The organism is Actinoplanes sp. NPDC026623 (genome assembly GCF_040638275.1).
GTDB lineage: Bacteria > Actinomycetota > Actinomycetes > Mycobacteriales > Micromonosporaceae > Actinoplanes.
The window spans coordinates 35,581-60,815 of the sequence record NZ_JBEZXZ010000013.1 but is presented as its reverse complement, the minus strand read 5'-3'; the positions used below and the strand labels follow the sequence as shown (position 1 = coordinate 60,815).

Annotated in this window: 22 protein-coding genes and 2 tRNA genes; 6 read left to right on the top strand and 18 right to left on the bottom strand. The window is 71.7% G+C overall.

The window, feature by feature from the left end; translation table 11 throughout:
• Window positions 1-35: 35 nt before the first annotated feature.
• The 5 genes from ligD to AB0F10_RS06395 all read right to left on the bottom strand — a co-directional run bounded on the left by ligD (window position 36) and on the right by AB0F10_RS06395 (window position 5,490).
• A complete protein-coding gene (gene ligD / locus AB0F10_RS06415; protein WP_360620767.1) occupies window positions 36-995 on the bottom strand; it encodes a non-homologous end-joining DNA ligase in 960 nt (319 codons plus the stop codon).
• Between the two features lie 17 nt (window positions 996-1,012).
• Entirely contained in the window at window positions 1,013-2,851 is a 1,839-nt protein-coding gene (locus tag AB0F10_RS06410; RefSeq protein WP_360620766.1) for a sensor domain-containing diguanylate cyclase, read from the bottom strand.
• Between the two features lie 107 nt (window positions 2,852-2,958).
• Window positions 2,959-3,546 carry an antibiotic biosynthesis monooxygenase gene (locus AB0F10_RS06405; protein WP_360620765.1) on the bottom strand — a complete coding sequence of 196 codons (588 nt, stop codon included), beginning with the start codon at window positions 3,544-3,546 and terminating at the stop codon, window positions 2,959-2,961.
• A gap of 70 nt (window positions 3,547-3,616) precedes the next feature.
• Window positions 3,617-4,252, bottom strand: a complete 636-nt coding sequence (locus tag AB0F10_RS06400) for a response regulator transcription factor (RefSeq protein WP_360620764.1) — start codon at window positions 4,250-4,252, stop codon at window positions 3,617-3,619.
• On the bottom strand, window positions 4,204-5,490 hold the full coding sequence (locus AB0F10_RS06395) for a sensor histidine kinase (RefSeq protein WP_360620763.1): 1,287 nt from the start codon (window positions 5,488-5,490) through the stop codon (window positions 4,204-4,206). The genes AB0F10_RS06400 and AB0F10_RS06395 overlap by 49 nt, the downstream gene beginning before the upstream one ends.
• A gap of 150 nt (window positions 5,491-5,640) precedes the next feature.
• Here AB0F10_RS06395 and AB0F10_RS06390 point away from each other — a divergent pair, with 150 nt between their 5' ends.
• Entirely contained in the window at window positions 5,641-6,672 is a 1,032-nt protein-coding gene (locus AB0F10_RS06390) for an acyl-CoA desaturase (RefSeq protein WP_360620762.1), read from the top strand.
• 149 nt (window positions 6,673-6,821) lie between these two features.
• On the opposite strand, the gene AB0F10_RS06385 is transcribed toward AB0F10_RS06390, so the two are convergent.
• The 4 genes from AB0F10_RS06385 to AB0F10_RS06370 all read right to left on the bottom strand — a co-directional run bounded on the left by AB0F10_RS06385 (window position 6,822) and on the right by AB0F10_RS06370 (window position 10,290).
• Window positions 6,822-6,896 (bottom strand) — tRNA-Met (locus AB0F10_RS06385).
• A 2-nt stretch (window positions 6,897-6,898) separates the two neighbouring features.
• Window positions 6,899-6,972, bottom strand: a tRNA-Lys gene (locus tag AB0F10_RS06380).
• 244 nt (window positions 6,973-7,216) lie between these two features.
• Window positions 7,217-8,218, bottom strand: a complete 1,002-nt coding sequence (locus tag AB0F10_RS06375) for a TAXI family TRAP transporter solute-binding subunit (RefSeq protein ID WP_360620761.1) — start codon at window positions 8,216-8,218, stop codon at window positions 7,217-7,219.
• A complete protein-coding gene (locus tag AB0F10_RS06370) occupies window positions 8,215-10,290 on the bottom strand; it encodes a TRAP transporter fused permease subunit (RefSeq protein ID WP_360620760.1) in 2,076 nt (691 codons plus the stop codon). The genes AB0F10_RS06375 and AB0F10_RS06370 overlap by 4 nt, the downstream gene beginning before the upstream one ends.
• A gap of 131 nt (window positions 10,291-10,421) precedes the next feature.
• Between AB0F10_RS06370 and AB0F10_RS06365 the strand changes: the two genes are divergently transcribed.
• Window positions 10,422-11,309, top strand: coding sequence for a CDP-alcohol phosphatidyltransferase family protein (locus AB0F10_RS06365; RefSeq protein WP_360620796.1), 888 nt, complete (start codon window positions 10,422-10,424; stop codon window positions 11,307-11,309).
• Here the strand turns inward: AB0F10_RS06365 and AB0F10_RS06360 are convergent.
• Both AB0F10_RS06360 and AB0F10_RS06355 read right to left on the bottom strand, forming a co-directional pair.
• The gene (locus AB0F10_RS06360) at window positions 11,299-11,940 is read right to left on the bottom strand and encodes a response regulator transcription factor (protein ID WP_360620759.1); all 642 of its coding nucleotides are present in this window, start codon (window positions 11,938-11,940) and stop codon (window positions 11,299-11,301) included. The genes AB0F10_RS06365 and AB0F10_RS06360 overlap by 11 nt on opposite strands.
• Window positions 11,931-13,007 (bottom strand): histidine kinase, encoded by a 1,077-nt coding sequence (locus AB0F10_RS06355; RefSeq protein ID WP_360620758.1) that lies wholly within the window; start codon window positions 13,005-13,007, stop codon window positions 11,931-11,933. The genes AB0F10_RS06360 and AB0F10_RS06355 overlap by 10 nt, the downstream gene beginning before the upstream one ends.
• A 150-nt stretch (window positions 13,008-13,157) precedes the next feature.
• Between AB0F10_RS06355 and AB0F10_RS06350 the strand changes: the two genes are divergently transcribed.
• From AB0F10_RS06350 to AB0F10_RS06340, 3 genes are all read left to right on the top strand, one after another.
• Window positions 13,158-13,901 (top strand): ATP-binding cassette domain-containing protein, encoded by a 744-nt coding sequence (locus AB0F10_RS06350; protein ID WP_360620757.1) that lies wholly within the window; start codon window positions 13,158-13,160, stop codon window positions 13,899-13,901.
• Window positions 13,898-14,650 carry an ABC transporter permease gene (locus tag AB0F10_RS06345; RefSeq protein WP_360620756.1) on the top strand — a complete coding sequence of 251 codons (753 nt, stop codon included), beginning with the start codon at window positions 13,898-13,900 and terminating at the stop codon, window positions 14,648-14,650. The genes AB0F10_RS06350 and AB0F10_RS06345 overlap by 4 nt, the downstream gene beginning before the upstream one ends.
• 75 nt (window positions 14,651-14,725) lie before the next feature.
• Window positions 14,726-16,414, top strand: a complete 1,689-nt coding sequence (locus AB0F10_RS06340) for an AMP-binding protein (RefSeq protein WP_360620755.1) — start codon at window positions 14,726-14,728, stop codon at window positions 16,412-16,414.
• 21 nt (window positions 16,415-16,435) lie between these two features.
• Here AB0F10_RS06340 and AB0F10_RS06335 read toward each other — a convergent pair whose 3' ends face one another.
• The 6 genes from AB0F10_RS06335 to AB0F10_RS06310 all read right to left on the bottom strand — a co-directional run bounded on the left by AB0F10_RS06335 (window position 16,436) and on the right by AB0F10_RS06310 (window position 22,571).
• On the bottom strand, window positions 16,436-17,626 hold the full coding sequence (locus AB0F10_RS06335; protein ID WP_360620754.1) for a glycosyl hydrolase: 1,191 nt from the start codon (window positions 17,624-17,626) through the stop codon (window positions 16,436-16,438).
• Window positions 17,627-17,662: 36 nt separating this feature from the next.
• Window positions 17,663-18,547 (bottom strand): carbohydrate ABC transporter permease, encoded by an 885-nt coding sequence (locus AB0F10_RS06330; RefSeq protein WP_360620753.1) that lies wholly within the window; start codon window positions 18,545-18,547, stop codon window positions 17,663-17,665.
• Window positions 18,544-19,452, bottom strand: a complete 909-nt coding sequence (locus AB0F10_RS06325) for a sugar ABC transporter permease (protein ID WP_360620752.1) — start codon at window positions 19,450-19,452, stop codon at window positions 18,544-18,546. The genes AB0F10_RS06330 and AB0F10_RS06325 overlap by 4 nt, the downstream gene beginning before the upstream one ends.
• Window positions 19,452-20,831 (bottom strand): N-acetylglucosamine/diacetylchitobiose ABC transporter substrate-binding protein, encoded by a 1,380-nt coding sequence (ngcE, locus tag AB0F10_RS06320; protein WP_360620751.1) that lies wholly within the window; start codon window positions 20,829-20,831, stop codon window positions 19,452-19,454. The genes AB0F10_RS06325 and ngcE overlap by 1 nt, the downstream gene beginning before the upstream one ends.
• Window positions 20,832-20,892: 61 nt before the next feature.
• Window positions 20,893-21,654 carry an SIS domain-containing protein gene (locus tag AB0F10_RS06315; protein ID WP_360620750.1) on the bottom strand — a complete coding sequence of 254 codons (762 nt, stop codon included), beginning with the start codon at window positions 21,652-21,654 and terminating at the stop codon, window positions 20,893-20,895.
• Window positions 21,651-22,571: a MurR/RpiR family transcriptional regulator gene (locus AB0F10_RS06310; protein ID WP_360620749.1), complete on the bottom strand. Its 921-nt coding sequence runs from the start codon at window positions 22,569-22,571 to the stop codon at window positions 21,651-21,653. Before AB0F10_RS06310 ends, AB0F10_RS06315 begins: the two co-directional genes overlap by 4 nt.
• Window positions 22,572-22,667: 96 nt before the next feature.
• Between AB0F10_RS06310 and AB0F10_RS06305 the strand changes: the two genes are divergently transcribed.
• The gene (locus AB0F10_RS06305; RefSeq protein WP_360620748.1) at window positions 22,668-23,585 is read left to right on the top strand and encodes a BadF/BadG/BcrA/BcrD ATPase family protein; all 918 of its coding nucleotides are present in this window, start codon (window positions 22,668-22,670) and stop codon (window positions 23,583-23,585) included.
• Here AB0F10_RS06305 and AB0F10_RS06300 read toward each other — a convergent pair.
• Window positions 23,582-25,198: an AMP-binding protein gene (locus AB0F10_RS06300; protein ID WP_360620747.1), complete on the bottom strand. Its 1,617-nt coding sequence runs from the start codon at window positions 25,196-25,198 to the stop codon at window positions 23,582-23,584. The two genes, AB0F10_RS06305 and AB0F10_RS06300, sit on opposite strands and share 4 nt — an antisense overlap.
• Window positions 25,199-25,235: the final 37 nt, after the last annotated feature.

Sequence of the window (25,235 nt, the reverse complement as noted above, 5' to 3'; positions counted from 1 at the left end):
CCGGAGACCGGGAACTGCAGGCTCCCGGGTAGACGTCACTCCGTGTCGGCGGGGCCCGCAAGTCCGGCCCGCTCGTCGCGTTCCGCCCACTGCAGCAGCGGTGCGATGTCGTGCGCGGTGTCGTCGATGTCCGCGTGCAGGTCGCCCAGCTCGGCGAAGCGGGCCGGGACGGTCAGCAGGGTGAAGTCGTCGGGGCGCACGTCGTCGATCTCGTCCCAGCGGATCGGCGTGGAGACCGTGCCGCGCTGGTTGCCGCGCACCGAGTACGCGCTCGCGATGGTGTGGTCGCGGGCGTTCTGGTTGTAGTCGACGAACAGCGCCTCGGGGTCCCGGTCCTTGCGCCACCACGTCGTCGTCACGTCCCGCGGCGCGCGCCGCTCGACCTCGCGGGCGAAGGCCAGCGCCGCCCGGCGTACGTCGCCGAAGCCGTGCTCGGGTGCGATGCGGACGTAGATGTGCAGGCCACGGCCGCCGGAGGTCTTCGGATAGCCGGCGATGCCGAGCTCGTCGAGGACCTCGTGGGCGACGTGCGCGACCCGGCGTACGGTGTCGAATCCGCACTCGGGCATCGGGTCGAGGTCGATGCGCCACTCGTCGGGCTTCTCCGTGTCGGCCCGGCGCGAGTTCCACGGGTGGAACTCGACCGTCGACATCTGCACCGCCCAGACGACCTCGCCCAGCTGGGTCACGCACAGCTCGTTGGCGTGCCGGCCGTAACGGGGGAACTCCACCCGGACCGTCTGCAGCCACGGCGGCGCGCCGTGCGGCACTCGCTTCTGGTGCACCTTGTCGCCGGCCAGGCCGTCGGGGAAGCGGTGCAGCATGCACGGCCGCTCGCGCAGCGCCCGGACGATGCCGTCGCCGACGCTGACGTAGTAGTTGACCAGGTCGAGCTTGGTCAGCCCGAGCTCGGGGAAATACACCCGATCCGGGTTGGATACCCGGACGGTGTGCTGCCCCGCCTCGATCTCGACCGCGGGCGGCTTGGTGGCCATGGAGTCAACCTAACGGTTCACACCTCGGCGCGGTGGCGTCCCGCCCTCGCGGGCTCAACCTGTTCGGAGGCCGCGCGGCGGCCGCCGCCGAGGTGCTTGACGGCGTACATCGCGTGGTCGGCGGCGCGCAGGGCCTGGTCCGGGTCGTCGCTCGGCGTCGCCAGGTGCACGCCGACGCTCGCGCCGATGGTGACCTCGTTGCCGAACACCAGGAACGGCCGCTCGATCGCGGCCCGGACGCGGTTGCTCATCGCGTCGGCGTCGCCCTGCATGGTGATTCCGGGCATCAGCACGACGAACTCGTCGCCGCCGACCCGGGCGAGCACGTCGCCCTCGCGGACGCAGGCGCTGAGCCGGTCCGCGACCTGGCGCAGCAGTTCGTCGCCGGCCTCGTGCCCGTGCGCGTCGTTGACCGGCTTGAAGCCGTCGAGGTCGACGAAGAACACGGCCACCGCGTCGCCCTGCAGCGAGGAGCCCAGCGCGTCCTGCATCCGGCGCCGGTTCGGCAGCCCGGTCAGCGCGTCGTGGGTGGCCTCGTGGTGCAGCCGCTCCTGGAACGCCCGGTTCTCGGAGATGTCGCGGGCGTTGATGACGATGCCCGTCAGCGCGGGGTTGTGCATCTGGTTGGACGCGGTGAAGTCGAACCAGGTCGCCTGCCCCGTCGCGTTGAGGATCCGGGTCTGCAACCGCAGCACCCCGTCGCGCTCGGTGAGCAGCTTGGCGAAGGCCTCGACCATCCGCGGGCGGTCCTCGTCGTGCACGAGCGCGAAGACGGTCGAGCCCTGCAGCGAACCGGCCGGGAAGTGCAGCAGGGACGCGGCGCTGGGGCTGGAGTATGCGACCCGGCCGTCGGCGTCGAGCACGGCGACCATGTCGGGCGCGTGCTGGAACAGGGCCTGGAACCGCTCGTCCGCCCGGCGGCGCTGCACCTGGGTGCGGTAACCGAGGATCGAGATGCCGACGGCGCCGATCAGGAGCATGAGCAGCAGCGTCACGTTGATGTTCTGGCTGCGGCTGTGCACCGGGCCGTCGAACGACGCCTTGGTCTGCGTACGCACGTACGCCCAGCCGCCCGGCAGCGACGCCTCGTCCTTCTCGACGATGGAGATCATGTCGGTCTTGCCGCTCTTGTACTCGACGAACTCGAATCCGGCGGTGATCGTCTGGACCGCCGTGACGACGGCGGGGGCGACCAGCGTGCCGATCTTCTCGCCATCGCTGGTGGCACCGACGCGGCCGGCCCCGTCGACGAAGGTGGTGAGGCTGCCCTCGGACCGCAGCTGCGAGGTGTACTGCTGCAGCGTCGTGGTGGCGATCTTGTTGTAGCCGATGAGGATCGCCCGCGGCGTCCCGCCGACCTTGATCGGCACCGCGAAGGCCTGCACCGCGACGGGCGCGGCGGCGTCGGTGGAGTCCTTGACGAGCATCACCGCGGAGAAGCCGGGCTGGCCGGCCCGCAGCGACCGGAGCATCGGCGCGTAGCCGGCGTCCGTGGACGCGGGCAGCACGTGGGTCCGGGTGGCGTTCAGGACGGTGCCGTCGAGCGAGGCGATCGCGGAGCCGTAGCTGAAGGTGCCGCCGTTCTTCGCCAGCTTCTCGAGGGCCTTGCGGTCCTTCGAGTTGCCGACGCCGAGGTCGAAGACGCGGCCCTCGGTGAGGGTCAGCAGTTCCTTGGCGGACAGCAGCTGCATCCGCCCGGCCAGCGTGGCGTTGTTCTTCGCGAGGGCATGCGTGTCGGCACGGTGAACCGTATCCGCGGCACGTAGTGCCGAACGGTTCACAAAAACGCCGACGATGCCGACGGTTACCAGCAGTAGTACGCTGGCGACCACAGCGATCCAGTTGCGCAGCCGCATCTGATTGCCTCCTCGCCGGGTTTCATCGGGTGCGGGAAGGACCACCTGAAGAAATCGGCGGAGAAGTTGCGCCGGCGGTCACGCCCGGCCGGTGCTGCGGTGCTCGCTCAGCGCCGCCACGGCGGGGGCTGACCCTGCAGCCACCACTGCAGCATCCTGGTGACCTGCGGCAACACCAGATACGCCATCAGTGGCGTGAGACACAGCGTGGTCACCAGCGTGCGCACCACCGCGTTCTGCCCCGCGATCAGGTGCCCGAGCGTCACCGTCGCCACCAGGCTGACCGGGAAGAAGCCGAGCCAGATCGTCACCGCCTGCTTCCAGCGCGGCGGCGCCACCGCGATGGTCAGGTCGGAGACCGTGTGCTCCCGGGGCGGGTCGAACCAGCCCTCGATGCCGGTACGCCGCTCGACGCGGGTGTGCTCGACCATGCCCTGCGCCGAGGAGAGCCACCACTGCCGCTGCGGCGACTCCTCCCAGAGGTGCAGCGCCTCGGCGTCGGCGAAGCGGTACAGCATGTGCCAATCGGTCGAGCCCAGCACGGGCCGCATCCAGCCCACCCCGAGGAAGCCCGGGAAGTCCTCGGCCAGGGTCGTGCCGGCGCGGACCCACGCGAGCATCTCCGCGTTGCGCGACGGGTCGGCCCTGCGGGTGATCGCGACGGTCACGGCAATCGGCTGGGATGCGGTCTCCATACCCCGATACTTCATCCCGAGCGTCACGGCTGAGCGGCAAACCGGCCTTCCCGGCTGTGACGAAGCGCGCTCAGCCGTTGAGATAGGTGAGCACGGCGAGCACGCGCCGGTTGTCGTCGTCCGACGGCGGCATGCCCAGCTTCGTGAAGATGTTGTTGATGTGCTTGCTGACCGCCTTCTCCGTGACGAAGAGCTTCGCCGCGATCGCCGCGTTCGACCGGCCCTCGGCCATCTCGCCGAGCACCTCGCGCTCGCGGGCGGTCAGCACCGCCAGCGGCTCCCGGCGGGCGAGCAGCTGCGACACCACCTCCGGGTCCATCGCCGTGCCGCCGTCCGCGACCCGGCGGACCGCGTCGACGAACTGGGCCACGTTCGAGATCCGGTCCTTGAGCAGGTAGCCGACGCCGCCGTTGCGGTCGCTCAGCAGCTCCCGGGCGTACAGCGGCTCGACGTGCTGGGAGAGCACCAGGATCGGCAGGCCGGGCACCTCGGTGCGGGCCGCGATCGCCGCCTGCAGCCCCTCGTCGGTGAAGGTCGGCGGCAGCCGCACGTCGACGACGGCGACGTCCGGACGGTGCTTGATCAGGGCCGGCAGCAGCGCCGGACCGTTGTCCACCGCCTCGACGACCTCGAACTCGAACGCCTCGAGCAGGCGGGTCAGGCCGTCCCGGAGGAGGGCGAGGTCTTCGGCGAGGACAACACGCACGGTAACTCCATTGTCACGACCGTCGGTCCACCCGGCGGGGAGGACACCGTCATCGTGCCATCGAAGGCGGCCAGCCGGCGATCGATGCCCCGCAGGCCGGTGCCCCGGGCCGGGTCGGCCCCGCCCGTCCCGTCGTCGCTGACGGTTATCGCGAGCACGTCGTCCGCGTACCGGATCGACACCTCGACCGTCCGGGCGCCGCTGTGCCGGACCACGTTGGCGAGGGCCTCCGCGGTGGCGAAGTAGGCCGCGGACTCGACCGGGGTCTGCGGCCGGGCCGGCAGGTCCACCTCCACCGTCACCGGCATCGGCAGGCTCAGCGCCAGCGCGCGGACGGCGCCGTCGAGGCCGCGCTCGGCGAGCACCGGCGGGTGGATGCCGCGGACCAGGTTGCGCAGCTCGAGCAGGGCCGTGCCGCTCGCCTCGCGGGCCTCGACGAGCAGCTTGCGGGCGGCCGCCGGGTTCCGCTCGATCATCTCCTCGGCCAGGCCGATGGTCATGCCGAGCGACACCAGCCGGGCCTGCGCGCCGTCGTGCAGGTCGCGCTCGATCCGGCGCAGCTCGGCGGCCTGCGCGTCGACGGTGTCGGCCCGGGTCTCGGTGAGCTGGGCCACCCGCAGGCGCAGCTCGGCGGCCTTCGTCGGGGCCAGGAAGAGCTTGGCGAACTGCGCGTTGACCTCGAGCAGCCAGGGCGCGGCGCCGAGCCCGAGCGCCAGGAACAGCACGCCCTGCGGCATCGAGAGCATCGCCTCGCTGAAGTTGGCGATGGGCCAGAAGACGCCGTAGCCGTACCAGTCGACGCTGAGGTAGAGCCAGAGCGGCAGCAGCGAGATGCCCTCGATGCCGTAGAGCGGGATGGCCACGGCGAGCAGGCCGAGGCTGAAGCCGACCAGGGCGCCGGGCACCAGCCACGCGAGGTCGCGCCAGGTGGCCGGGTCGGTGGCGATCCAGCGGAATCGCTTCCAGCCGCCGGGCAGCGCCCGCTCCGGCGGCGGGTGGTAGGGGCAGGCGATCGCGATCCCGGCCCGCCCGGCCAGCCGTCGTTCCAGGTTGGCGCGCATCCGGACGAGGTCGGTGACCCACGGCAGCAGGGCCAGGCCGAGAAACGGTACGGGGCTGAGCGCCAGCGCCACCAGCGAGACCGCCAGCAGCGGCAGGTTGGTGATCGCGAGGCCCACCGCGTAGACGCCACCGGCGATGGCCCGCAGGCCGTCGCGCACCCACGATCGCGTCTCCATGGCTCTATTCTCCCCACCGGTCAGCCCGGAATCGCTGGTACCAGCACCACCACCTGCACATCTCGATCCGGCGGACGGGGGTGCTAGCACCACCATCCGCGGGGATCTGACACTCCTGACCATTCGGCCATCGGCCTTCAGGCTGGAGGTATGACGACAACGACTGAGCGACCGCGGTCGACGGCCGGAAGTGACTTCGCCGAGCTGAACCGGCGGGTCACCCGTTCGGGACTGCTGGAGCGCAAGCCGGCCTACTACGCCGTGCGGCTCACCGCCGTGACCCTGGCGCTCGTGGGTGGCTGGACGGCGTTCTTCCTGGTCGGCTCGTCCTGGTGGACGCTGGCGGTCGCCGCGTTCCTCTCCGTGACCTTCGCACAGGTGGCGCTCGTGGCCCATGACCTGGCACACAGGCAGGTCTTCCGCACGAAGCGGCCCGGCGAGATCGCCGGCCGGATCGCCGGCAACCTGGCCGTCGGCATGAGCTACGGCTGGTGGATGGACAAGCACACCCGCCACCACAACAACCCCAACCACGACGATCTCGACCCGGACGTCGCGCCCGAGGTGCTGATCTGGGCCACCGAGTCCGCCTGGGGCCGTCGCGGGCTGAAGGGCTTCATCACCCGCCACCAGGCCGGGTTGTTCTTCCCGCTGCTCACCCTGCTCGGCATCGACCTGAAGGTGTCCAGCGTCAAGGCGCTGATCCGCGGCGACATGAAGCGCCGCAACCTCGAGGCCGGGCTGCTGATCACCCACGCGGTCGCCTACCTGACCGCGCTGTTCCTGGTCCTGTCCCCGCTGCAGGCGATCGCGTTCCTCGTGGTGCACCAGGCGCTGTTCGGCGTCTACCTGGGCATGACGTTCGCCCCGAACCACAAGGGCATGCCGCACCCGGACGGCACCGAGGACTTCCTGCGCAAGCAGGTGCTGACCTCCCGCAACGTGAACGGCAGCTGGCTGACGGACGCGGCGCTCGGCGGCCTCAACTACCAGATCGAGCACCACCTGTTCCCAGCCATGCCGACGCCGAACCTGCGCAAGGTGCAGCCGATGGTCGAGGCGTACTGCGCCGAGATCGGCGTCGCGTACGAGTCGACGAGCCTGCTGGAGTCGTACCGGCAGGCGCTGCGGCACCTGCACGAGGTCGGCGCGCCGCTCCGCGAGGCGGCCCGGGCCAGGTAGGGACGTAACGCAGATCGCGGCGGGCGGCGTGGGGGCATCACCCCCGACGCCGCCCGCCGGCGCGTCGCAGGCCCCGGTGTCGAACCGGGCGGGCCGCCCTTATGAGGGGCGGATGAGCAGCCGGCGCTCAGCCTGCGATGTTCCTTTCGTTGCAGGGGCGGGATTCGAACCCGCGACCTCAGGCCTATGAAACCTGCGAGCACTCCGAGCTGCTCCACCCTGCGCGTGCGCCGCCGGGGAATCGAACCCCGAACCCTCCGTTTAAGAGACGGATGCTCTGACCAATTGAGCTAGCGGCACTCGTGTGTACAGCAAAAAGCCGCCCTCCCGTACGGGATGGGCGGCGTCTGTCGTCGCGGTCTCAGCCGCGTCGCCGGCCCATCTTGGGGCGCTTCATCCGGTCACCATTCATGGTGCGGAACATTTCGAGCCCCCTTCGGCCGGTCACTTCGTGCGGTGTGATTCATACGGTAAAGATCGGCACCGGAATGCTCAACGTATTTAAATGCGGCCGAGCGCCCGGGGGCGCTCGGCCGCATTCGCGTCACTTCGGTGCGTTCAGGGCGTCCAGCGCCGCCACCGCGCCGCGGTGCAGGACCACCGGGTCGGTCCTGCGGGCCGTGCCGAGGGTGATCTCCTTGGCGGCCGCGTTCGCCTGCACCAGTTGCGGCTGGCGCTCGAAGAGCGTCCTGGTCAGCACGCAGGCCACGTTTGCGTCCAGGTTCTCGCGGACCAGCAGCAGGTTCGGCACCACGATCGTCGGCACGTCCGCCGGCGTCCGGTAGGCGGCGGCCGGGATGGTGCCCGTCTCGTAGACCGGGTTGATCTTCTTGAGCTCGGGCAGCAGCGGCGTGACGTCGAGGAACTGGACCTGGTCCGCCGAGGTCGTCAGCAGGTCGGTGATGCCCGGCGTCGGCAGGCCGCCCGACCAGAACAGCGCGTCGATCGACCCGTCCTTGATGCCGTCGACGGTCTTGGCCAGGTCGAGCCGCTGCGCCTGGACGTCGGAGTCCGGGTTCAGCCCCGCCGCGGTCAGCATCCGCCTGGCGATGACCTCGGTGCCGGACTTCGGCGAGCCGGTCGAGACCCGCTTGCCCTTCATGCCCGCCACATCGGTGATGCCGGCCGCCTTGCGCACGATGACCTGGGTGTAGTTGGTGTGGATCCGGGCGAGCGCCTGCACCGGCTGCTTGGCGGTGAAGCTGTTGGTGCCGTTGACCGCGTCCGCCGCGCTGTCGGCCAGCGAGAAGGCGACGTCGAACTCGCCCGCGACGAGTTGCTGGATGTTCTGCACCGAGGCGCCGGTCTCGGAGGCGGTGGCCTTGAGCTTGCCGCCCACGGTGTTGACCTGTTCGGCGTAGGCGTTGCCCAGCGCGAAGTACACGCCCGTCGCGTTGCCGGTGGCGATGCCGACCCGGGTGTCCGCGGCGACCTGGCAGGTCACCTCGCCGCCCGTGTCCTGCGCCGCGGCGTCCTGCTTGCCGCCGCAACCCACCAGCGCTGACGCGGTGAGCGCCGCGACCGCGGCCAGTGCGATTACCTTCATGGCGTGGTCCTCCCGGTTCGACGGATGAATGCGATCCCCGCGGCGAGGGCGAGCGCGACGGCGCCCAGCGCGATCGTGAGCGGGGCGAGACAGAGCAGCAGCAGCCCGGCGATGCCGGCCAGGATCCGGCTGGCCGGCCCGGCCGGCCCGACGCCGGGCACCCAGGCGCCGGTCGCGATCGCCAGGCCGAGCACCGCGAGGAGCGCGACGACGGTGGCCCAGACGATGCCGAGCGCGGGCCCGCGTGCCAGCAGATACTCGCCGGGGTCGGTGATCACGAAGGCGATCGGGACGAGGAAGGCCGGCAGCGCGTACTTGAGGGCCTGCCACATGGTGGGCACCGGGCGTCCGCCGGTGATCGCGCTGGCGCCGACCGCCGCGAGCGCGGTCGGCGGGGTCACCTCGGAGAGCACGGAGAAGTAGAAGACGAACATGGCGGCCGCGGGCGGCGAGACGCCGAGCGCGAGCAGCGCCGGGCCGATGATCACCCAGCCGATGATGAAGCTTGCCGTGACCGGCACCGCCAGGCCGAGGATCGCCAGCGCGACCGCGGCCAGCACGACGGTCAACGCGAGCACCGCTGTCGGGTTGTCGGTGACCGCCTGGGCGCCGCTGACCAGCAGCGACGCCAGTTGGGCGCCGAGGCCGGTCTTGGTGGTGGTCGCGGTGATGATGCCGGCCGCGGTGCAGACCGCGACCACCGGCAGGACGCCCCGGACGCCGGCCGACAGGGCCGCGAACAGCCGCCGCGGAGTCAGCCAGGCGCTTCGGTCCAGGAAGGAGAGCGCCGCGGCGAGCAGCGTCGCGTAGACGACCGCGCGGGTCGCGCTCAGGCCGGTGGCGAGCAGGACGACGATCAGCACCAGCGACGAGAAGTGGTAGCCGAAGCGCAGGAGCAGCCGCCCGGCGCTGGTCTGCGGCAGGTCGACGGCGCGCACCCCGAACCGCCGCACGTCGATCTCGACCGCGAGCAGGATGCCCAGGTAGTAGAGGACGGTCGGGATCATCGCCCAGCCGAGCACGGTCAGGTAGGAGACATCGAGGTATTCGGCCACGATGAACGCGGCCGCGCCCAGGGTCGGCGGGGAGAGGATCGCGCCGACGCCGGCGGCGGCGAGCATGCCGCCGGCCTGCTCGGCCGGGTAGCCGGCGCGCCGCAGCATCGGCCAGGTGACGGCGCCGACGCTGACCGCGGTCGCGGTGCCCGATCCGGAGACGGTGCCGAGCAGGAAGCCCGCGGCCACCGCCGTACGCCCGGCGGCCCCCCGCGACCTGCGGAAGGCGGCGACGGAGAGGTCGACGAAGAACCTGCTGGCGCCGGAGAGATCGAGGACGGCACCGTAGATGGTGAACAGCACGATGTAGGTGGCGGCGACGTCGAGCGGCGTGCCGTAGAAGCCGCTGCCGGAGTTGTAGAGCGCGTCGACGATCTGGTCGAAGTCCAGGCCGGAGTGGGCGATGGCCCAGTCCTGCGGCAGCAGGCCGCCGTAGTAGCCGTAGGCGAGGAAGGCCAGGCAGACCACCGGCAGCGCGAGCCCCGTGGTGCGCCGGCAGGCCTCGACGACGAGCGCCAGCATGATCGCCCCGGCGATGACGTCGGCGGTCTCGAGCAGCCCCTGCCGGTCGAGGAAGCCGTCGTAGCCGCCGTTGAACGGGTTCACCGGGTAGAGGCAGACCAGCAGGGTCGCCGCGGCCAGCGCCCAGTCGGGCACGGTCGGCCGGTCCGGGCCGGTTCGCGCCGCGCCGCGCGAGGGGAAGCCCGAGCGGTAGACGAGGAAGACGAGCGGCAGCGTCAGGGCCAGGAAGATGATCAGGTAGAACTGGCTGCCCTGCGCGAGCGGCCGGAACACCTGCCAGAGCGCGAGCACCGCCGCGGCGAAGGCGACCACGGCCACGCCCGTCGCGATCGGGCCGGTCAGCACGCGGGCCGGGCGTTCCTCGTCGTCGATGTGCACGGCCGCCGGGTCCGCGAGCGCCTCCCGCGCGGACCGCTCGGATTCCACAGTGGACACCGGGCCGGGCGCGTCGCCGTCGGCCCCCGCCGGGCCGACCGGAGATCGACGGTTGACCATGAACGGACGTTACTATGCCGACTGCGGCTTGTAACCTCTCAAACACGCAAACGCAGATAACGATGCGGCCAATTCGTCACAAATGGGGCATAGGTAGTGTCTGCCCCCGGATCGCGCCGTTGACACGGGTTATGGTGCGTCGTTCTTCACTGCAGGAAATCCGCGAGCAGACCTACAAGGTCCGCGACGCGTGGTGGACCGTCCTGCTCGTCGATCCGCTCGCGGCGAGGCTGGTACGCCTCGTCGCGCCCTACCGATGGATCACCCCGAACCTGCTGACCGGCCTGGCCACGCTGCTGGGCGTGGCCTCGGCCGCCTGCTTCCTGGCGCCGTGCCTCCTTCCGCAGCAGCGGTGGTGGCTCGCCGCCGGCGCGGCGCTGTTCCACCTGAGCTTCGTCGTCGACTGCATGGACGGCAAGGTCGCCCGGCTGAACGGGACCGGGTCGCTCTTCGGCGCCTGGTTCGACTTCATGTTCGACCGGCTCCGCGTCTTCCTGTGCGCGGTCGCGCTCTTCGGCGGCGCGTACGCCCGGACCGGCGAGGTCGCGTACCTCTGGACCCTGACCGTCGTGACCTTCCTCGACCTGGTCCGCTACCTGAACTCGCAGCAGATGAACAAGGCCCGCGAAAGCATGCGCGCGGACCTGGAGGAGGCCTCCGGCCCGCTGCCGCGCACCACGGCACCGGACGCCGTGCTGGCTCCGCCGCAGGGACCCCGGGCCCGGCTGCGCGCGGCCCTGCTGCGGCACCGGATCCGTACCCACCTGGTCAGCGGCATCGAGTTCGAGATGGCGGTCCTCATCATCGGGCCGCTCACCGGCTGGATCATCGCCACCTCGCTGGTCGCGGGCGCCCTGCTGGTCGCCTTCGAGCTGCTCCTGATCGTGAAGCTGTGGCGGGCGACGCGCGGCTTCCCGGTCGCCCTGGCCAAGGTGCGGGCGGCGGCCGCCCTGGGCCGGGCCCTCCCGGCACAGCACCTGGAATCGGACTCGGATTCGCAGCTGCGGATCAACGTCTGAGGTACTTGAGGACCGCCAGGACGCGGCGGTGGTCGCTGTCGGCCGGCGGCAGGTCGAGCTTGGCGAGGATGTTGCCCACGTACTTCTCGACCGCGCTGTGGCTGACGCCGAGCGCGTCGACGATGCCGTTGTTGGAGCGCCCCTCGGCCATCAGCCGCAGCACCTCGAGCTCGCGGGGCGTGAGCCGGGCGTGCGGGTCCGGCCGGCGCCGCACCATGAGCTGGGAGACCACCTCCGGGTCCAGGGCGGTGCCGCCGGCGGCGACCCGGCGCAGCGCGTCGAGGAAGTCGCCGACCCGGGCGACCCGGTCCTTGAGCAGGTAGCCGACCGAACTGGTCGCCGCCGACAGCAGGTCGGTCGCGTACCGCTCCTCGACGTACTGCGACAGCACCAGGATCGCGACGTCCGGCCACAGCCGCCGGATCGCCAGCGCGGCGCGGATGCCCTCGTCGGTGTGGGTCGGCGGCATCCGCACGTCGACGACCACCAGGTCGGGCCCGTGCTCGGCGACCGAGCGCAGCAGCGCCTCGCCGTCGCCGACTGCGTCGACCACGTCGAAGCCGCCGTCGGTGAGCAGCCTCGTCAGGCCCGCGCGCAGCAGCACCGAATCCTCGGCCAGGATCACCCGCACGGCAGGACCACCCGCAGGACCGTCGGCCCGCCGGCCGGGCTGGTCAGCCGCAGCTCGCCGTCGACCGCGGCGGCGCGCTGGGCGAGGCCGGCGAGGCCGCCGCCGGGCCGGGTCGCCGCACCCCCGCGGCCGTCGTCGCTCACCGTGACGGCGAGCCGGCCGCCGTGGCGCCGCACGTCGATCGACGCCCGGGTGGCCGAGGCGTGCCGGGCCACGTTCGTCAGCGCCTCGGCGACGATGAAGTACGCGACGGCCTCGATCGGGCCGGGGCAGCGGCGCCCGATGTCGACGGACACCTCGACCGGGATCGGCGAGCGCGCGGCGATGCCCGAGATGGCGGCGTCCAGCCCGCGGTCGTCGAGCACCGCCGGATGCAGCCCGCGCACGAACTGCCGCAGCTCGGTCAGCGCCAGCATCGCCTCCTCGTGCGCCGCGACGATCGCCTCCCGGGCCGGCGACGGCTCGGTGATCGCCTCCCGGGCCATCCCGAGGTTGAGGGCCAGGGACATCAGCCGCTGCTGCGCGCCGTCGTGCAGGTCGCGCTCGATGCGGCGGCGCTCCTGATCGGTGGCGAGCAGGACGTCCCGCCGGCTGCTCCGCAGCGACTCCACCCGCGCGTGCAGCGACTCGACGTCGTCCGGGCCGAGCAGATCCTCGGCGACCCGCGAGTCACGCAGGGCGAACCGCCGGGCGACCGGCGGCGCCACGATCAGCGCCGTCGCCGGCACGGCCACCGCCAGCGCCCACAGGTGATAGGCCAGCTGCCGGCCGGTGCCGCGCAGCGTCCAGGACGGCTCCGGGATGTCGACGCCGAGCAGGCGCCGGAAGCGCAGCCGCTGCAGCACGCCGATCTCGTGGACGAACCAGGACAGCACGATCGGCAGCACCGACACGGCGGCCAGGTAGAGCAGGAGCAGGTCCCAGCCGCCCGCGAGCCCGTTGAGCACGCTGATGAACGCCGCTCCCCAGAGGATCACCAGGCTGGCGAGCAGCGCGGCACCCAGCGCCGACAGCACGGCTCCGGCCAGCAGGTGCCGGATCGGCTTCGCGTCGGTCAGGTGGTCCACGTCGTCGACCGTAGGCAGCCGGGCGCCGCAAAGCCATCCGGCATTCCCCCGGCCTGGGGTGTGGAGATCCCCACCCCCGGCGGCGAGCACACCCCACTGACCGGACGAGCGGCGGCCGGAAGCCTGGAGGCGACCACGAAGGAGGACACCATGATCGAGGCAACGGGCCTGACCAAGCGGTACGGCGACAGCTACGCGATACAGGACCTGACATTCACCGTACGGCCGGGGATCGTCACCGGCTTCCTGGGGCCGAACGGCGCCGGTAAGTCCACGACTATGCGCCTGATCCTGGGCCTGGACGCACCGACCCGCGGTTCGGTCAGCGTCAACGGCCGGCCCTACGCCGCGCACCGCACGCCGCTGCGCGAGGTCGGCGCGCTGCTGGAGTCCCGGGCCGCGCACCCGGGCCGCAGCGCCTACCACCACCTGCTCGCACTCGCGCAGTCCAACGGCATCCCCCGCTCCCGGGTGCGCGAGGTCATCGACGCGGTCGGCCTGGACCGGGTCGCGAACCGCCGCGCCGGGCGGTTCTCGCTCGGCATGACGCAGCGGCTCGGCATCGCCACCGCGCTGCTCGGCGACCCGCACACGCTGATCCTCGACGAGCCGCTCAACGGCCTCGACACCGAGGGCATCCGCTGGGTCCGGGGCCTGCTGCGCGACCTCGCCGCCGAGGGCCGCACGGTCTTCGTCTCGTCACACCTGATGACCGAGATGGCGCTGACCGCCGACCACGTCGTCGTCATCGGCAGGGGCCGGCTGATCGCCGACACGAGCCTCGACCGGCTGCTCGCCGACTCCGGCCACGGCTCGCTCGAGGAGGCGTTCCTCGCGCTCACCGCCGGGGCGGCCGAATTCCGCACGTCCACAGCAGAGGGAGAGAACCGATGAACGTCGTCCTGGCCGAGCTGACCAAGTTCCGCTCCGTCGCCTCCACCGCCTGGTCGCTGCTCAGCGCCGCGGGCCTGATCGTCGGCTTCGGCATCCTCTACGCGATGGTGCGGGTGAGCCACCCGCTGACCGAGGGCTCCAGCTTCGACGCCGTCGCGGTCAGCCTGGCCGGAGTGCAGGTGGCGCAGCTGGCGGTGGGCGTGCTCGGCGTCCTGGTCATCACGAACGAGTACGCGAACGGCCTGATCCGCACCACCCTCGCGGCGGTGCCCCGGCGCACCCCGGTGCTCAGGAGCAAGGCGGTGGTGCTCGCGGCCGTGACGTTCGCGCTGAGCCTGCCCGCCGTCGTCGGGGCCTTCCTCGCCGGCCAGTCCGTGCTGTCCGCCAAGCACCTCGACACCTCCCTGGCCGAGCCCGGCGTGGCCCGCGCGCTCGTCGGCGGCGCCGGCTACCTGGCCCTGGTCGCGCTGCTCGGCCTCGGCCTGGGCACCCTGCTGCGGCACACGGCCGGCGGCGTGGCGGCGGTGTTCGGCGTGCTGCTCGGGCCGCAGATGCTGGCCGGCTTCCTGCCCGCGAGCCTGGCCGACGACGTCTACGGCTGGCTGCCGTCGCCCGCGGGACTGGCCGTCACGAACCTGGGCCCGGACCCGGCGCTGCTCTCGCCGTGGGCCGGCGCGGCCGTCTTCTCGCTCTACGTCGCGATCGTGCTGGGCGCCGGCGCCTGGCGCCTGCGCCGCCGCGACGCCTGATCGGCCACCCGCCCCGGGGGTGGCGGACGGCCGGGCGGCGGGGCAGTCTGACTCAGACGGTCCGAGGAGGCAGACATGGCGGCGAGTGCGGGTACGACGGCGTTCCGCGAGGCCCGGGACTTCCTGCTGGAGCACCGGGAGGACTACGCCGGGGCGTACGCGGGATTCGAATGGCCCCGGCTCGGCGCCTTCAACTGGGCGCTCGACTGGTTCGACGTCATCGCCGAGGGCAACGACGACCCGGCGCTCTGGATCGTCGAGGAGGACGGCTCGGAGCAGCGCTACTCGTTCTCCGAGATGGCCGACCGGTCCAACCGGGTCGCCGGCTGGCTGCGCGAGCGCGGCGTCGGCCGCGGCGACCGGGTGGTGCTGATGCTCGCCAACCAGGTCGAGCTCTGGGACACGATCCTCGCGGTGATGAAGCTCGGCGCGATCATCATCCCGGCGACCCCGCTGCTCGGCCCGGCGGACGCCCGCGACCGGGTGGCGCGCGGCGGCGCCCGGCACGTCGTCGCGAGCACCGGAGCGACGGCGGCGTTCGCCGGCATCGGCGACGACGTCACCCGCATCGCGGTCGGTGCCGCTACCGACGGCTGGCTCGCCCTCTCCGACGCGTACGCGGGACCGGCGGACTTCACGCCGGACGGTGTCACCGACGCGGGCGACACGCTGCTGCTCTACTTCACCTCCGGCACCACCGCGCGGCCGAAGCTGGTGGAGCACACCCACGCGTCGTACCCGGCCGGCCATCTGTCCACGATGTACTGGATCGGCCTGCGCCCCGGCGACGTGCACCTCAACATCTCGTCGCCGGGCTGGGCGAAACACGCGTGGAGCAACGTGTTCGCGCCCTGGAACGCGCAGGCGTGCGTGTTCATCCACAACTATTCGCGGTTCGACGGTCCCCGGCTGCTCGGCGAGATGCAGCGCTGCGGTGTGACGAGCTTCTGCGCGCCGCCGACCGTGTGGCGCATGCTGATCCAGTCCGACCTGACCGCGCTGAGCAGCCCGCCGCGGCTGGTCGTCGGCGCGGGCGAGCCGCTGAATCCGGAGGTGATCGAGCAGGTGCGCAAGGCCTGGGGCGTCACCATCCGCGACGGCTTCGGCCAGACGGAGACCACGGTCCAGATCGCGAACACGCCGGGCCAGCCGGTGCATCCGGGCTCGATGGGCCGGCCGGTGCCCGGCTACCGGGTGGCGCTTGTCGACCCGGCGTCCGGCGAGCACGCCGAAGAGGGTGAGATCTGCCTCGAGCTGGATCCCCGCCCGCTGGGCCTGATGGTCGGCTACCACGGCGATGCCGCGTTGACGACTGCGGCGACGGCCGGCGGTTTCTACCACACGGGCGACATCGGCTCGCGCGACGCGGACGGCTACATCACGTACGTGGGGCGCACCGACGACGTGTTCAAGGCCTCCGACTACCGGATCTCGCCGTTCGAGCTGGAGAGCGTGCTGATCGAGCACGAGGCGGTGGTGGAGGCGGCGGTGGTGCCCTCGCCGGACGCGCTGCGGCTGTACGTGCCGAAGGCGTACGTGGTGCTCGCCGACGGCTGGGCCGCCGACGACGAGACCGCCCGGTCGATCTTCGCGCACTGCCGGGCCCACCTGTCGCCGCACCAGCGGGTGCGGCGCCTCGAGTTCGCGGACCTGCCGAAGACCATCTCGGGAAAGATCCGCCGGGTGCAGCTACGCGACGCGGAACGCGTCAAGCACGCGTCCCCGGATGCCACCCCGCCCGGCGAGTTCCACGACCGGGGCTGACCGGGCGGGGTGGCGTCGAGCTCAGCAGCGGCCGAGGTCCTCCCACTGCTGTGTCCAGCCCGGCTCGGAGCCCTGTGTCCAGTACCGCGCCCGCCACAGGTGCTTGCCGTCACCCGAGGCCGGCCCGTTCGGGTCGCCGTAGCGGCTCCGTTCGTGCTTCACCGTCTGCCCGCCCAGGTACACCGTGCTGAACGCCCACTCCGGCGCCGTCGCGCAGTTGCCGGCGGGCGGCGGGGTGGTCGGCGAGGTCGTGGGCGGCGTCGTGGGCGCGGTGGTCGGCGGGTTGGTCGGCGTGGTGCAGCCGCCCGTCGAGTCCACAGTGTCCGCGAACGTGCTGCCCGCGGAGCGGTACGCCGCCGCCTTCGACGTCACCTGTGCCGGGGTCAGCGCCTGGTTCTTGGCGAACATCACCCAGTCCACCTGCTGGGCGTACGTGCTCAGCCCGCCGGTGTGCGCCGCCGTGTCGATGAACCAGAGGTTCCAGTTGATCGTCATGGTCTGCCGGGGATAGAACTTCCCCGAGTGGTCGCCGACCAGCACGCCGTCGATGTAGTACATGACGTGGCCGTTCACGACCGTCGCCACCAGGTCGTGCCAGCCGGCGAGGCTGCTGCGCTGCTCGGAGTGCACGTTGTCGGCGAACCAGGGCTCGTTGCGGTAGGTGTACCAGGTGGTCTGATAGTTGATCGGGCCGGTCTCGCCCCAGCCGCCGTTGGGCAGGTACTCGGAGATGTCCAGCTCGCTGTAGGTCGGGTCGAGGTCGCCGTTGAGCGGGCTGATGGTGAAGAACGTCTCGTTGATGTGGTCGCCGTCGTTGCCGCCGGAGGGCGTGTCCGTGAAGCGGACCCGGCTGGCGTAGGTGCCCTCGAAGTAGCGCTTCTGGGTGCTGTACAGCTCGGCCTGGTTGGTGCCGGCGCCGGTGCCGTCGGTGGAGGCGGTCAGCTGCATGACCTTCTGGCCGCCGGAGGTGGGAAAGGTGATGCTGTTCGGCGACCAGGTCGCCCCGGGTACGCCGGGACCGCCGGCGTAGCTGCGCGCCGTCCAGCCGTGCGCGCTCAGCGAACCGTCGCTCGACGAGGTGTAGGAGAAGTCGTCGAACAGGTAGCCGCAGTCGGCGGCGGAGGCACTCGGCGCGCCGCTGAAGACGGCCAGCGAGCCGAGTAACGCGACCGCCCCGGCATAGCTCAGGGATTTACGTTTATCGATTGACATGAGCAGGGTCCTCCGATGAAGGGGGATGGAAGGGACCTACTTGACCGCGCCGGCGGTCATACCGGCGCGGATGTGCCGTTGGAACGCGACATAGGCGATGAGCACCGGCAGCATGGCTATGGTCAGGCCGGCGAACAGACCGCTCCAGTCACTGCGGTACCCCTGGCTGACCGACAGGGCGGCCAGACCCTGCGCCAGGACGTACCGGTCCGGGTCGGGATTGAGAACCAGCGGCAACAGGTACTGGTTCCAGAGCCCGAGGAAATTGAAGATGCCGACGGCGACCAGGCCCGGCCGGGCCATCGGCAGCATCACGCGGAAGAAGACCGCGCCGTGCGAGCAGCCGTCGATGAACGCCGCCTCCGCCACCTCACCGGGCAGCGTGCGGAAGAACGCGTGCAGGAAGAAGACCGTGAAGGGCACGGCATACGCCGCATAGACCAGGATCAGACCCTGGTACGTGCCCAGCAGCCCGAGCTGCTGCACGACGAAGAAGAGCGGCACCAGGGCGAGGAACACCGGGAAGAACATCGCGGCGACGAACGTGTAGTAGATGAGCCGATTGCCCCGGAACTCGTAGCGCGCCAGGGCATAGGCGACAAGCGAGCCGAGCAGCATGGTCAGCAGCAGAGCACCGCCGACCACCAGCACGCTGTTGAGGAAATAGCGGCCGATGCTCGCCTCGGTCCAGGCCCGCGCCCAGTTCCCGTACTGCGGTGACGCGGGCAGCGACCAGGGGTGGTTGAGGATCTCGTCGTCGGTCTTGAAGGAACTGACCACCGCCCAGAGCAGCGGCAGCGCGGTGACCACGGCCCAGGCCAGCATCGCCAGGTGCACCGGGAACACCGCATAGGACCGCCGCGAGCCGCGGAACTCGGCGGGCGGCGAGGAGACGGCGGGCCGTTCGCGTACGAGGGTCATGCCGGCTCCAGCCTCTCCTTGCGGCCGGACCGCAGCGCGAGCACGGCCAGGGTCAGGGTGGCGAAGAACAGCGCGACGCCCATGGCCGAGGCGTAGCCGAACTTCCCGTACTGGAAGGCGTTGCGGTACAGCGAGAGCCCGATGACCTCGGTCGCGCCGTCCGGTCCGCCGGGACCGACCGTCATCACCTGCACGACCGCGAAGGCGTCCAGCGCCGCGATGCCGAGATAGACGAACGCGACCTGCACGCTCTCGCGCACCAGCGGCAGCGTCACCCTGCGGAACGTCGCCCAGCCGCCGGCGCCGTCGAGCAGCGCCGCCTCGAACAACTCCCGCGGAATGCCGTCGATCGCCGCGCTGAACAGCACCACGTAGAAGCCGACCGAGGACCAGACCAGCACCGCCATCACCGCGGGCAGCGCCAGCGACGGCGAGGCCAGCCAGCTTCGCGTCAGCCCGTCCAGCCCGGCCGCGCGCAGGGCGCCGTTCAGCAGGCCGTTGTTCGGGTTGTAGACGAAGCCCCACAGCACCGCGATGACGACCAGCGACAACAACTGCGGAAAGAAGTAGACGATCTGGTACGCGCCCGAGCCCGCGATCCCCCGCCTCCCGCCGCGCCCGCCGAGCTGCATCACGCTGGCCAGGAACAGCCCGATCCCGATCGTCACCAGCGGGACCACGATCAGCATCACGGCGTTGTTGCGAACCGCGTCGAGGAACAGCGAGTCGCCGCCGAGGCGGGCATAGTTGCCCGCCCCGACGAAGTGCGCCTCGCCGGCCACGCCGGTCCAGTCGGTCAGCGACAGGTAGAAGGCCTGCGCGTACGGCGACAGCACGAAGACGACGTGCAGCACCAGCGCGGGGATCAACGCGCCGGCCAGGAACCGCCACCGGCCGTGTCTCATCAGCGGGTGTACTTCTTCACCGAGGAGTCCTTGGCCAGCGCGTCGGCCGCCTTCTGGATCCGGTCCGACCACTGCGCCGGGGTGCTGCGCCGGTTGACCAGTTCCCCGGTGGCGTCGTCGACGGCCTTGGCCAGCGGCGCGTACCAGGTGCGGAACCGGAAGGTGAAGGTCTCCCGGCCGGCCGCCGCCACCGCGTCGCGGACCGAACCGAGGCCGCTGCTCAGCGTCAGCCCCTCGGTCGCCCCGATCACGGCGGGCAGCGTCCCGGCGGACTCGGCGAAACCCTTCGCCGACTCCTTCGAGAACAGGATCCGCAGGTACTCCATGCCGCCGGCGGGGTTCTTCGCCTTGGCCGGCACCAGGAACGACTCGCTGCTCGCCGCCTGCACGGCGGTCTGCTTCAGCGCGTCCGCCGCCGTACGCGACGGCACCGGCGCCAGCACCATGTCGAAGTTCGGCGGCGTGACGCCCTGCTGCTCGCTCTCCAGCCACGAGCCGCACGGGATGATCGCCGCCTTCCCCTGCGACCAGGCCGCCTGCGCCTCGGTGTGCGACAGCGCCTCGGAGCCGGGCATCAGGTAGCCCTTGCCGGCCAGTTCCGCGAACGCCTCGGCCGCGCCGAGCAGGCCGGGCGCCTTCCACGCGTTGGGCTCGAGGTTGTCGACGGCCTGCAGCAGCGGAAGCCCGCCGGTCTTGGCGGCCATGCCGAGCAGCGGGTCGTTGATGTACTCCGGGTACTTGCCCTGGTAGGTCCAGGGCGCGATGCCGGCGGCCTTGATGGTGGCGCAGAGCGCGAGCATCTCGTCCCAGGTCTTCGGGAAGGTCCAGCCCTTCGCCGCGAAGAGCCGCTTCGAATACCAGAGACCCCAGACCGTGTATGTGAAGTTGAGCGTCAGCGGCACCTTGTCGAACGTGCCGTCGTCGACCACGCCGGGCAGCAGCGTCTCGCGCACGGTCTTGCCCGGCACGTCGAACGCGGGGGCGTCCAGCAGCCGGCTCAGGTCGCTGACCTGCTTGGCCGAGACCAGGGTGGCGATGTCGAGGCGGCTCGCGCCGGTGTTGTCCACGACGTCGGGCGGCGTGTTCGCGACGAACCGGGGCTGCAGCGCCTCCCCGATCTTCTGGATGCCCTGGTGGTCGATCTTCGCGTCGGGGTACTTGCGGCTGTACACCGCCTCGGCCTTCTTCGCGTACTCGTCGCCGTAGCCGCCCTTGAAGATCACGACCTCGAGCGGCGCGTCCGGCTTGACCCCCAGGGGGTTGTCGGCGCTCTTGACGCCGGCGTTGCCGGCGGCCGGGTCATCGTCGTCGTCACCGCCGGTGACGCAGGCGCTCAGCAGTGGCAGCGCCACACCGGCGGTCACCGCCGTGCGCAGCACGGTTCGTCTCGTGGGGTACGGTCCTGAAAGGGGCGAACGGTTCATAAGCTGGGCCTTTTCCCTAAGCGGTACGCCGGATGCGCCCGGCGTACCGCGCTTCGATCAACTGGTTGTGCTCCCGCCCGCCCGGCACGTTGTCGGACAGGTAGACCGGCGGGGTGACGCCGAGCGCCAGCAGCCGCGCCACCACCTCGACGACGATCTGCTGTGCCAGCAGCGCCGCGGTGATGGAGGAGACGGCGCCGACGGCGCCGACGCCGGCGTCCGAGCCGTAGGCGAGTGACGCGTCGCCGTACGGCGCGCCGTTGTCGAGGACGACGTCGGCGAGGTCGGCGAGCTTGAGCCCGCTGTCGTGCCGCGAGCCGGCCCGGGCCGAGTGCGCGATCGAGGTGATCGCGATCAGGGGGTGCCCGCGCCGCTTGACCAGCCGCGCCATCTCCACCACCGCGCCGTTGACGCCGGAGTTGGAGGCGATGACGAAGGCGTCGTCGGGCTTGATCGGCGCGAGGTCGTAGAGCCGCTGCGCGACGCTGGGCGTGCGCTCGAGTTCGGGATCGCCGAGCACGCTCGCCGGCTCGCCGCCATACAGGACGAGGTCGCGCAGCGCGATCTTGTTGGTGGGCACCAGCCCGCCGGCCCGGCCGGCGATCTCCATGGCGAGCGCCTCGGAGTGCCCGCAGCCGAACGCCTGGATCACCCCGCCGGCCTGCAGCGTCGCGGTGAGCAGGTCGGCGGCGCGCGCCACCGGGTCGGCCTGGGTGGTGCCGACCCGCGCGATGGCCCTCTCGATGACCTCGACGTAGTCGGCGCTTGAGATGGTCACAGCGGCTTCTCCCTCCGTGCTCGCTTGCGGTTGCCGGTGCCGTTCTCGGGTACGCGGTGCGCGTCGACGGCCCGCACGGTGAGTTCGAGCGCCTCGGTGGTGCGCTCGTAGGTGCGCTGGGCGACGGCGACGTAGATGAGGTCGAGGATCAGCAGCTGCGAGTGCAGCGCCGAGAGGGCCGCGAGCCGGAAGGTGGTCTCGTGCACCGAGGTGGTGAAGACGACGTCGGCCACCTCGGCGAGCGGTGAGCGCGCGAAGGAGGTGACGGCCACGGTCAGCGCGCCGTGGTCGGCCGCCTCGGCGAGCATCTCGATCGCCTCGCGGGTCCGGCCGGAGTGCGACAGGCCGATCGCCACGTCGCCCGGCCCGAGCAGCGCGGCGTTGGTCAGCGCGGTGTGCGTGTCGGCGCGGTAGCGCACCGGGATCCGGATCCGTTCGAGGCGGAACGCCATCTCGCTGCCCGCGGTGCCGCTGCTGCCCAGCCCGAAGATCTCCACCCGGCCGGCGGTGGCGATCGCGGCCGCGACCCGCTCGACCGCTGTCGTGTCGAGGCCGGCGGCGGTCGCCTGGATGGCCCGGGTGTCGGCCGCGGTGATCACGTCGAGCACGTTGTCGAGCGGATCACCGGGCGAGATGTCGCCGGAGATGTCGGTCTCCCAGCGCGCCTGCTCGGCCCGGCCGGTCTCGGTCGCGACGGCGACGCGGAGGTTCGCGTACCCCTTGAAGCCGAGCGCCCGGCTGAACCGGGTGACCGTCGCGGTGGACGTCCCCGATCGCTCGGCCAGATCGACGATGCTCGCGTGCGCGGCCGTCTCCGGGTCGCCGAGAATGGTCTCGGCGATCTTCGCCAGCGCCTCCGGCATGGTCGGTCCCTCGATGCGCAGCCGCACCAGCAGCCCGCCGCTCTCACCCGTCACCAGTGGTCGTCCTTTTCATCGATTGGTTATGACGATGAAAATTACGACCACTTCGCCGTCTGGTCAATAAGAAGTTTCTATGTTTCGATCTGCTGCATGATGCTCGTACTGGGTGTGGACGCCGGCGGCACGGCGTCCCGGGCGGTGGTGGCCGCCGCGGACGGCACCGTCGTCGGCCGCGGCCACGCGGGCCCGGGCAACCCCACCACCGCCGGCCCGGCGGCCGCACGCGCCATCGGTACGGCGGTGCGCGAGGCGCTCGGTGACCACGAGCCGGCGGCGGTGGCGGCCGGCGTCGTCGGCGTGGCCGGCGCGGGGATCACGGCGGATCCACGGATCGCCGCGGCGTTCGCCCACGAGTGGGCGGCGGCGGGCCTGACCTGCCCGATCACGGTGATCGGGGACGCGGTGACGGCGTTCGCCGCGGGCACCGCGGCACCCTCCGGCGCGGTGCTCATCGCCGGGACCGGCGCGGTCGCGGCCCACATCGGCGACTGGCGGATCGGCCGCACCGCCGACGGCCTCGGCTGGCTCCTCGGCGACGAGGGCTCCGGCCTGTGGCTGGGCCTGCGGGCGGTGCGCTCGGCGGCCCGCGCCTGGTCGGCGCCCGCCGCGCCGGCCGGCCTCGCCGCCGGGATCGCCGCGCACGCCGGAGTGGACTCCCGCGACGCCCTGGTGCACTGGGCCGGGAGCCGAGAGCCGGCCGCGTTCGCCGCGCTGGCCCCGCTGGTCTGCGCGGCGGCGGCGGCGGGCGATCCCCTCGCCGAGCGGCTGACCGCCGAGGCCGGCGCCCGGCTCGCCGCCACCCTCGCCGAACTCGGCCCGCCGTCCGGACCGGTCGTGCTCGCCGGCAGCCTCCTGACCAGGGACACCCCCGTGCGCGCCGCGGTGCTCGCGGCCGTGCCGGCCCCGGTCACGACCTCCCGGGACCCGGCCGCGGGAGCCGCCTGGCTGGCGCTGCGGACGATCACCGACCCGGAGCGCGCGGCCCGCCTGCACGCCCGGATGATCTAGGCGTTGCGGACCTCCGCGGCGTCCCCGAGGCCGAGGATCTCGACCGCCCGCTCGCGCATCTCCACCTTGCGGACCTTGCCGGTCACCGTCATCGGGAAGCCGTCGACCACGTGCACGTAGCGGGGGATCTTGTAGTGCGCGAGCCGGCCCGCGCAGAACTCCCGCACCGCCTGCGCCGTCAGCGGCGCCGCGCCCGGGCGCAGCACCACCCAGGCCATCAGCTCCTCGCCGTACTTCAGGTCCGGCACCCCGATCACCTGGACGTCCGAGACGTCCGGGTGCGAGTAGAGGAACTCCTCCACCTCGCGGGGGTAGACGTTCTCGCCGCCGCGGATGACCAGGTCCTTGATCCGGCCGACGATGTTGACGTAGCCGTCCGCGTCCATCGTCGCCAGGTCGCCCGTGTGCATCCAGCGGGACGCGTCGATCGCCTCCGCGGTCGCCTCGGGCTGCTCCCAGTAGCCGAGCATGACCGAGTAGCCGCGGGTGCAGAGCTCGCCCGCCTCGCCGCGCGGCACCGGTAGGCCGGTCTCCGGCGCGACCACCTTCGACTCCAGGTGCGGCAGCACCCGGCCGACCGTCTCGGTGCGCCGGTCCAGGCCGTCGTCGCGGCGGGTCATCGTGGACACCGGCGACGTCTCCGTCATGCCGTAGCAGATGGCGACCTCGCGCATGTTCATCTCGGCGACCACGCGCTTCATCACCTCGACCGGGCACGGCGAGCCCGCCATGATCCCGGTACGCAGCGAGGACAGGTCGTAGCCCGCGAAGTCCGGCAGGCCGAGCTCGGCGATGAACATGGTCGGCACGCCGTACAGGGAGGTGCAGCGCTCGCTCGCGACGGCCCGCAGGGTGGCCGCGGGGTCGAAGCCCTGCGCCGGCAGCACCATGCACGCGCCGTGCGAGGTGGCGGCCAGGTTGCCCAGCACCATGCCGAAGCAGTGGTAGAGCGGGACCGGGATGCAGATCCGGTCGTCCTCGCCGTAGCCGACCAGCTCGCCGACGAAGAAGCCGTTGTTCAGGATGTTGTGGTGCGAGAGCGTGGCGCCCTTCGGGAAGCCGGTGGTGCCCGACGTGTACTGGATGTTGATCGGGTCGTCGAACGCCAGCGTCGCGGCCCGCTCGGCGAGCGAGCGAGCTTCGCCCGCGGCGATCAGGGCGTCCCAGTCCGGCGTACCGATGAAGATCGTGGCGGTGAAGCCGATCTCGGCGATCATGCCGCGGTAGTCGCTGGTCTTGAACGCGACCGCGCTGACCAGCAGGCTCAGGCCCGCCTGCTCGACCACGTAGGCGAGCTCGTGCGTCCGGTACGCCGGGTTGATGTTGACCAGGATCGCGCCGATCTTGGCCGTCGCGTACTGGGTGATGACCCACTCCGGGCAGTTCGGCGCCCAGATGCCGACCCGGTCGCCCTTGCGGATGCCGCGGGCCAGCAGGCCGCGGGCGATCTCGTTCACCGCGCCGTCGAACTCGGAGTAGGTGAACCTGCGCCCGGACGGCACGTCGACAAGCGCCTCGCGGTCGCCGAAGGCCGCGACCGTGCGTTCGAGATTGGCGCCGATCGTCTCGCCGAGCAGCGGCACATCGGAGATCCCGCAGGCGTAGGAGAGCATTTCTGCATCATGGGCCGGGCGGCCCCGGGGCGCCACC

What these genes read in the sequence shown, in the direction of transcription:
- AB0F10_RS06340 (WP_360620755.1), top strand. Translation starts at nt 14,726, where the DNA reads ATGGCGGCGAGTGCGGGTACGACGGCGTTCCGCGAGGCCCGGGACTTC.
- AB0F10_RS06410 (WP_360620766.1), bottom strand. Translation starts at nt 2,851, where the DNA reads ATGCGGCTGCGCAACTGGATCGCTGTGGTCGCCAGCGTACTACTGCTG.
- AB0F10_RS06350 (WP_360620757.1), top strand. Translation starts at nt 13,158, where the DNA reads ATGATCGAGGCAACGGGCCTGACCAAGCGGTACGGCGACAGCTACGCG.
- AB0F10_RS06330 (WP_360620753.1), bottom strand. Translation starts at nt 18,547, where the DNA reads ATGACCCTCGTACGCGAACGGCCCGCCGTCTCCTCGCCGCCCGCCGAG.
- AB0F10_RS06345 (WP_360620756.1), top strand. Translation starts at nt 13,898, where the DNA reads ATGAACGTCGTCCTGGCCGAGCTGACCAAGTTCCGCTCCGTCGCCTCC.
- AB0F10_RS06335 (WP_360620754.1), bottom strand. Translation starts at nt 17,626, where the DNA reads ATGTCAATCGATAAACGTAAATCCCTGAGCTATGCCGGGGCGGTCGCG.
- AB0F10_RS06390 (WP_360620762.1), top strand. Translation starts at nt 5,641, where the DNA reads ATGACGACAACGACTGAGCGACCGCGGTCGACGGCCGGAAGTGACTTC.
- AB0F10_RS06365 (WP_360620796.1), top strand. Translation starts at nt 10,422, where the DNA reads ATGGTGCGTCGTTCTTCACTGCAGGAAATCCGCGAGCAGACCTACAAG.
- AB0F10_RS06405 (WP_360620765.1), bottom strand. Translation starts at nt 3,546, where the DNA reads ATGGAGACCGCATCCCAGCCGATTGCCGTGACCGTCGCGATCACCCGC.
- AB0F10_RS06395 (WP_360620763.1), bottom strand. Translation starts at nt 5,490, where the DNA reads ATGGAGACGCGATCGTGGGTGCGCGACGGCCTGCGGGCCATCGCCGGT.
- AB0F10_RS06300 (WP_360620747.1), bottom strand. Translation starts at nt 25,198, where the DNA reads ATGCTCTCCTACGCCTGCGGGATCTCCGATGTGCCGCTGCTCGGCGAG.
- AB0F10_RS06370 (WP_360620760.1), bottom strand. Translation starts at nt 10,290, where the DNA reads ATGGTCAACCGTCGATCTCCGGTCGGCCCGGCGGGGGCCGACGGCGAC.
- AB0F10_RS06325 (WP_360620752.1), bottom strand. Translation starts at nt 19,452, where the DNA reads ATGAGACACGGCCGGTGGCGGTTCCTGGCCGGCGCGTTGATCCCCGCG.
- ligD (WP_360620767.1), bottom strand. Translation starts at nt 995, where the DNA reads ATGGCCACCAAGCCGCCCGCGGTCGAGATCGAGGCGGGGCAGCACACC.
- AB0F10_RS06375 (WP_360620761.1), bottom strand. Translation starts at nt 8,218, where the DNA reads ATGAAGGTAATCGCACTGGCCGCGGTCGCGGCGCTCACCGCGTCAGCG.
- AB0F10_RS06305 (WP_360620748.1), top strand. Translation starts at nt 22,668, where the DNA reads ATGATGCTCGTACTGGGTGTGGACGCCGGCGGCACGGCGTCCCGGGCG.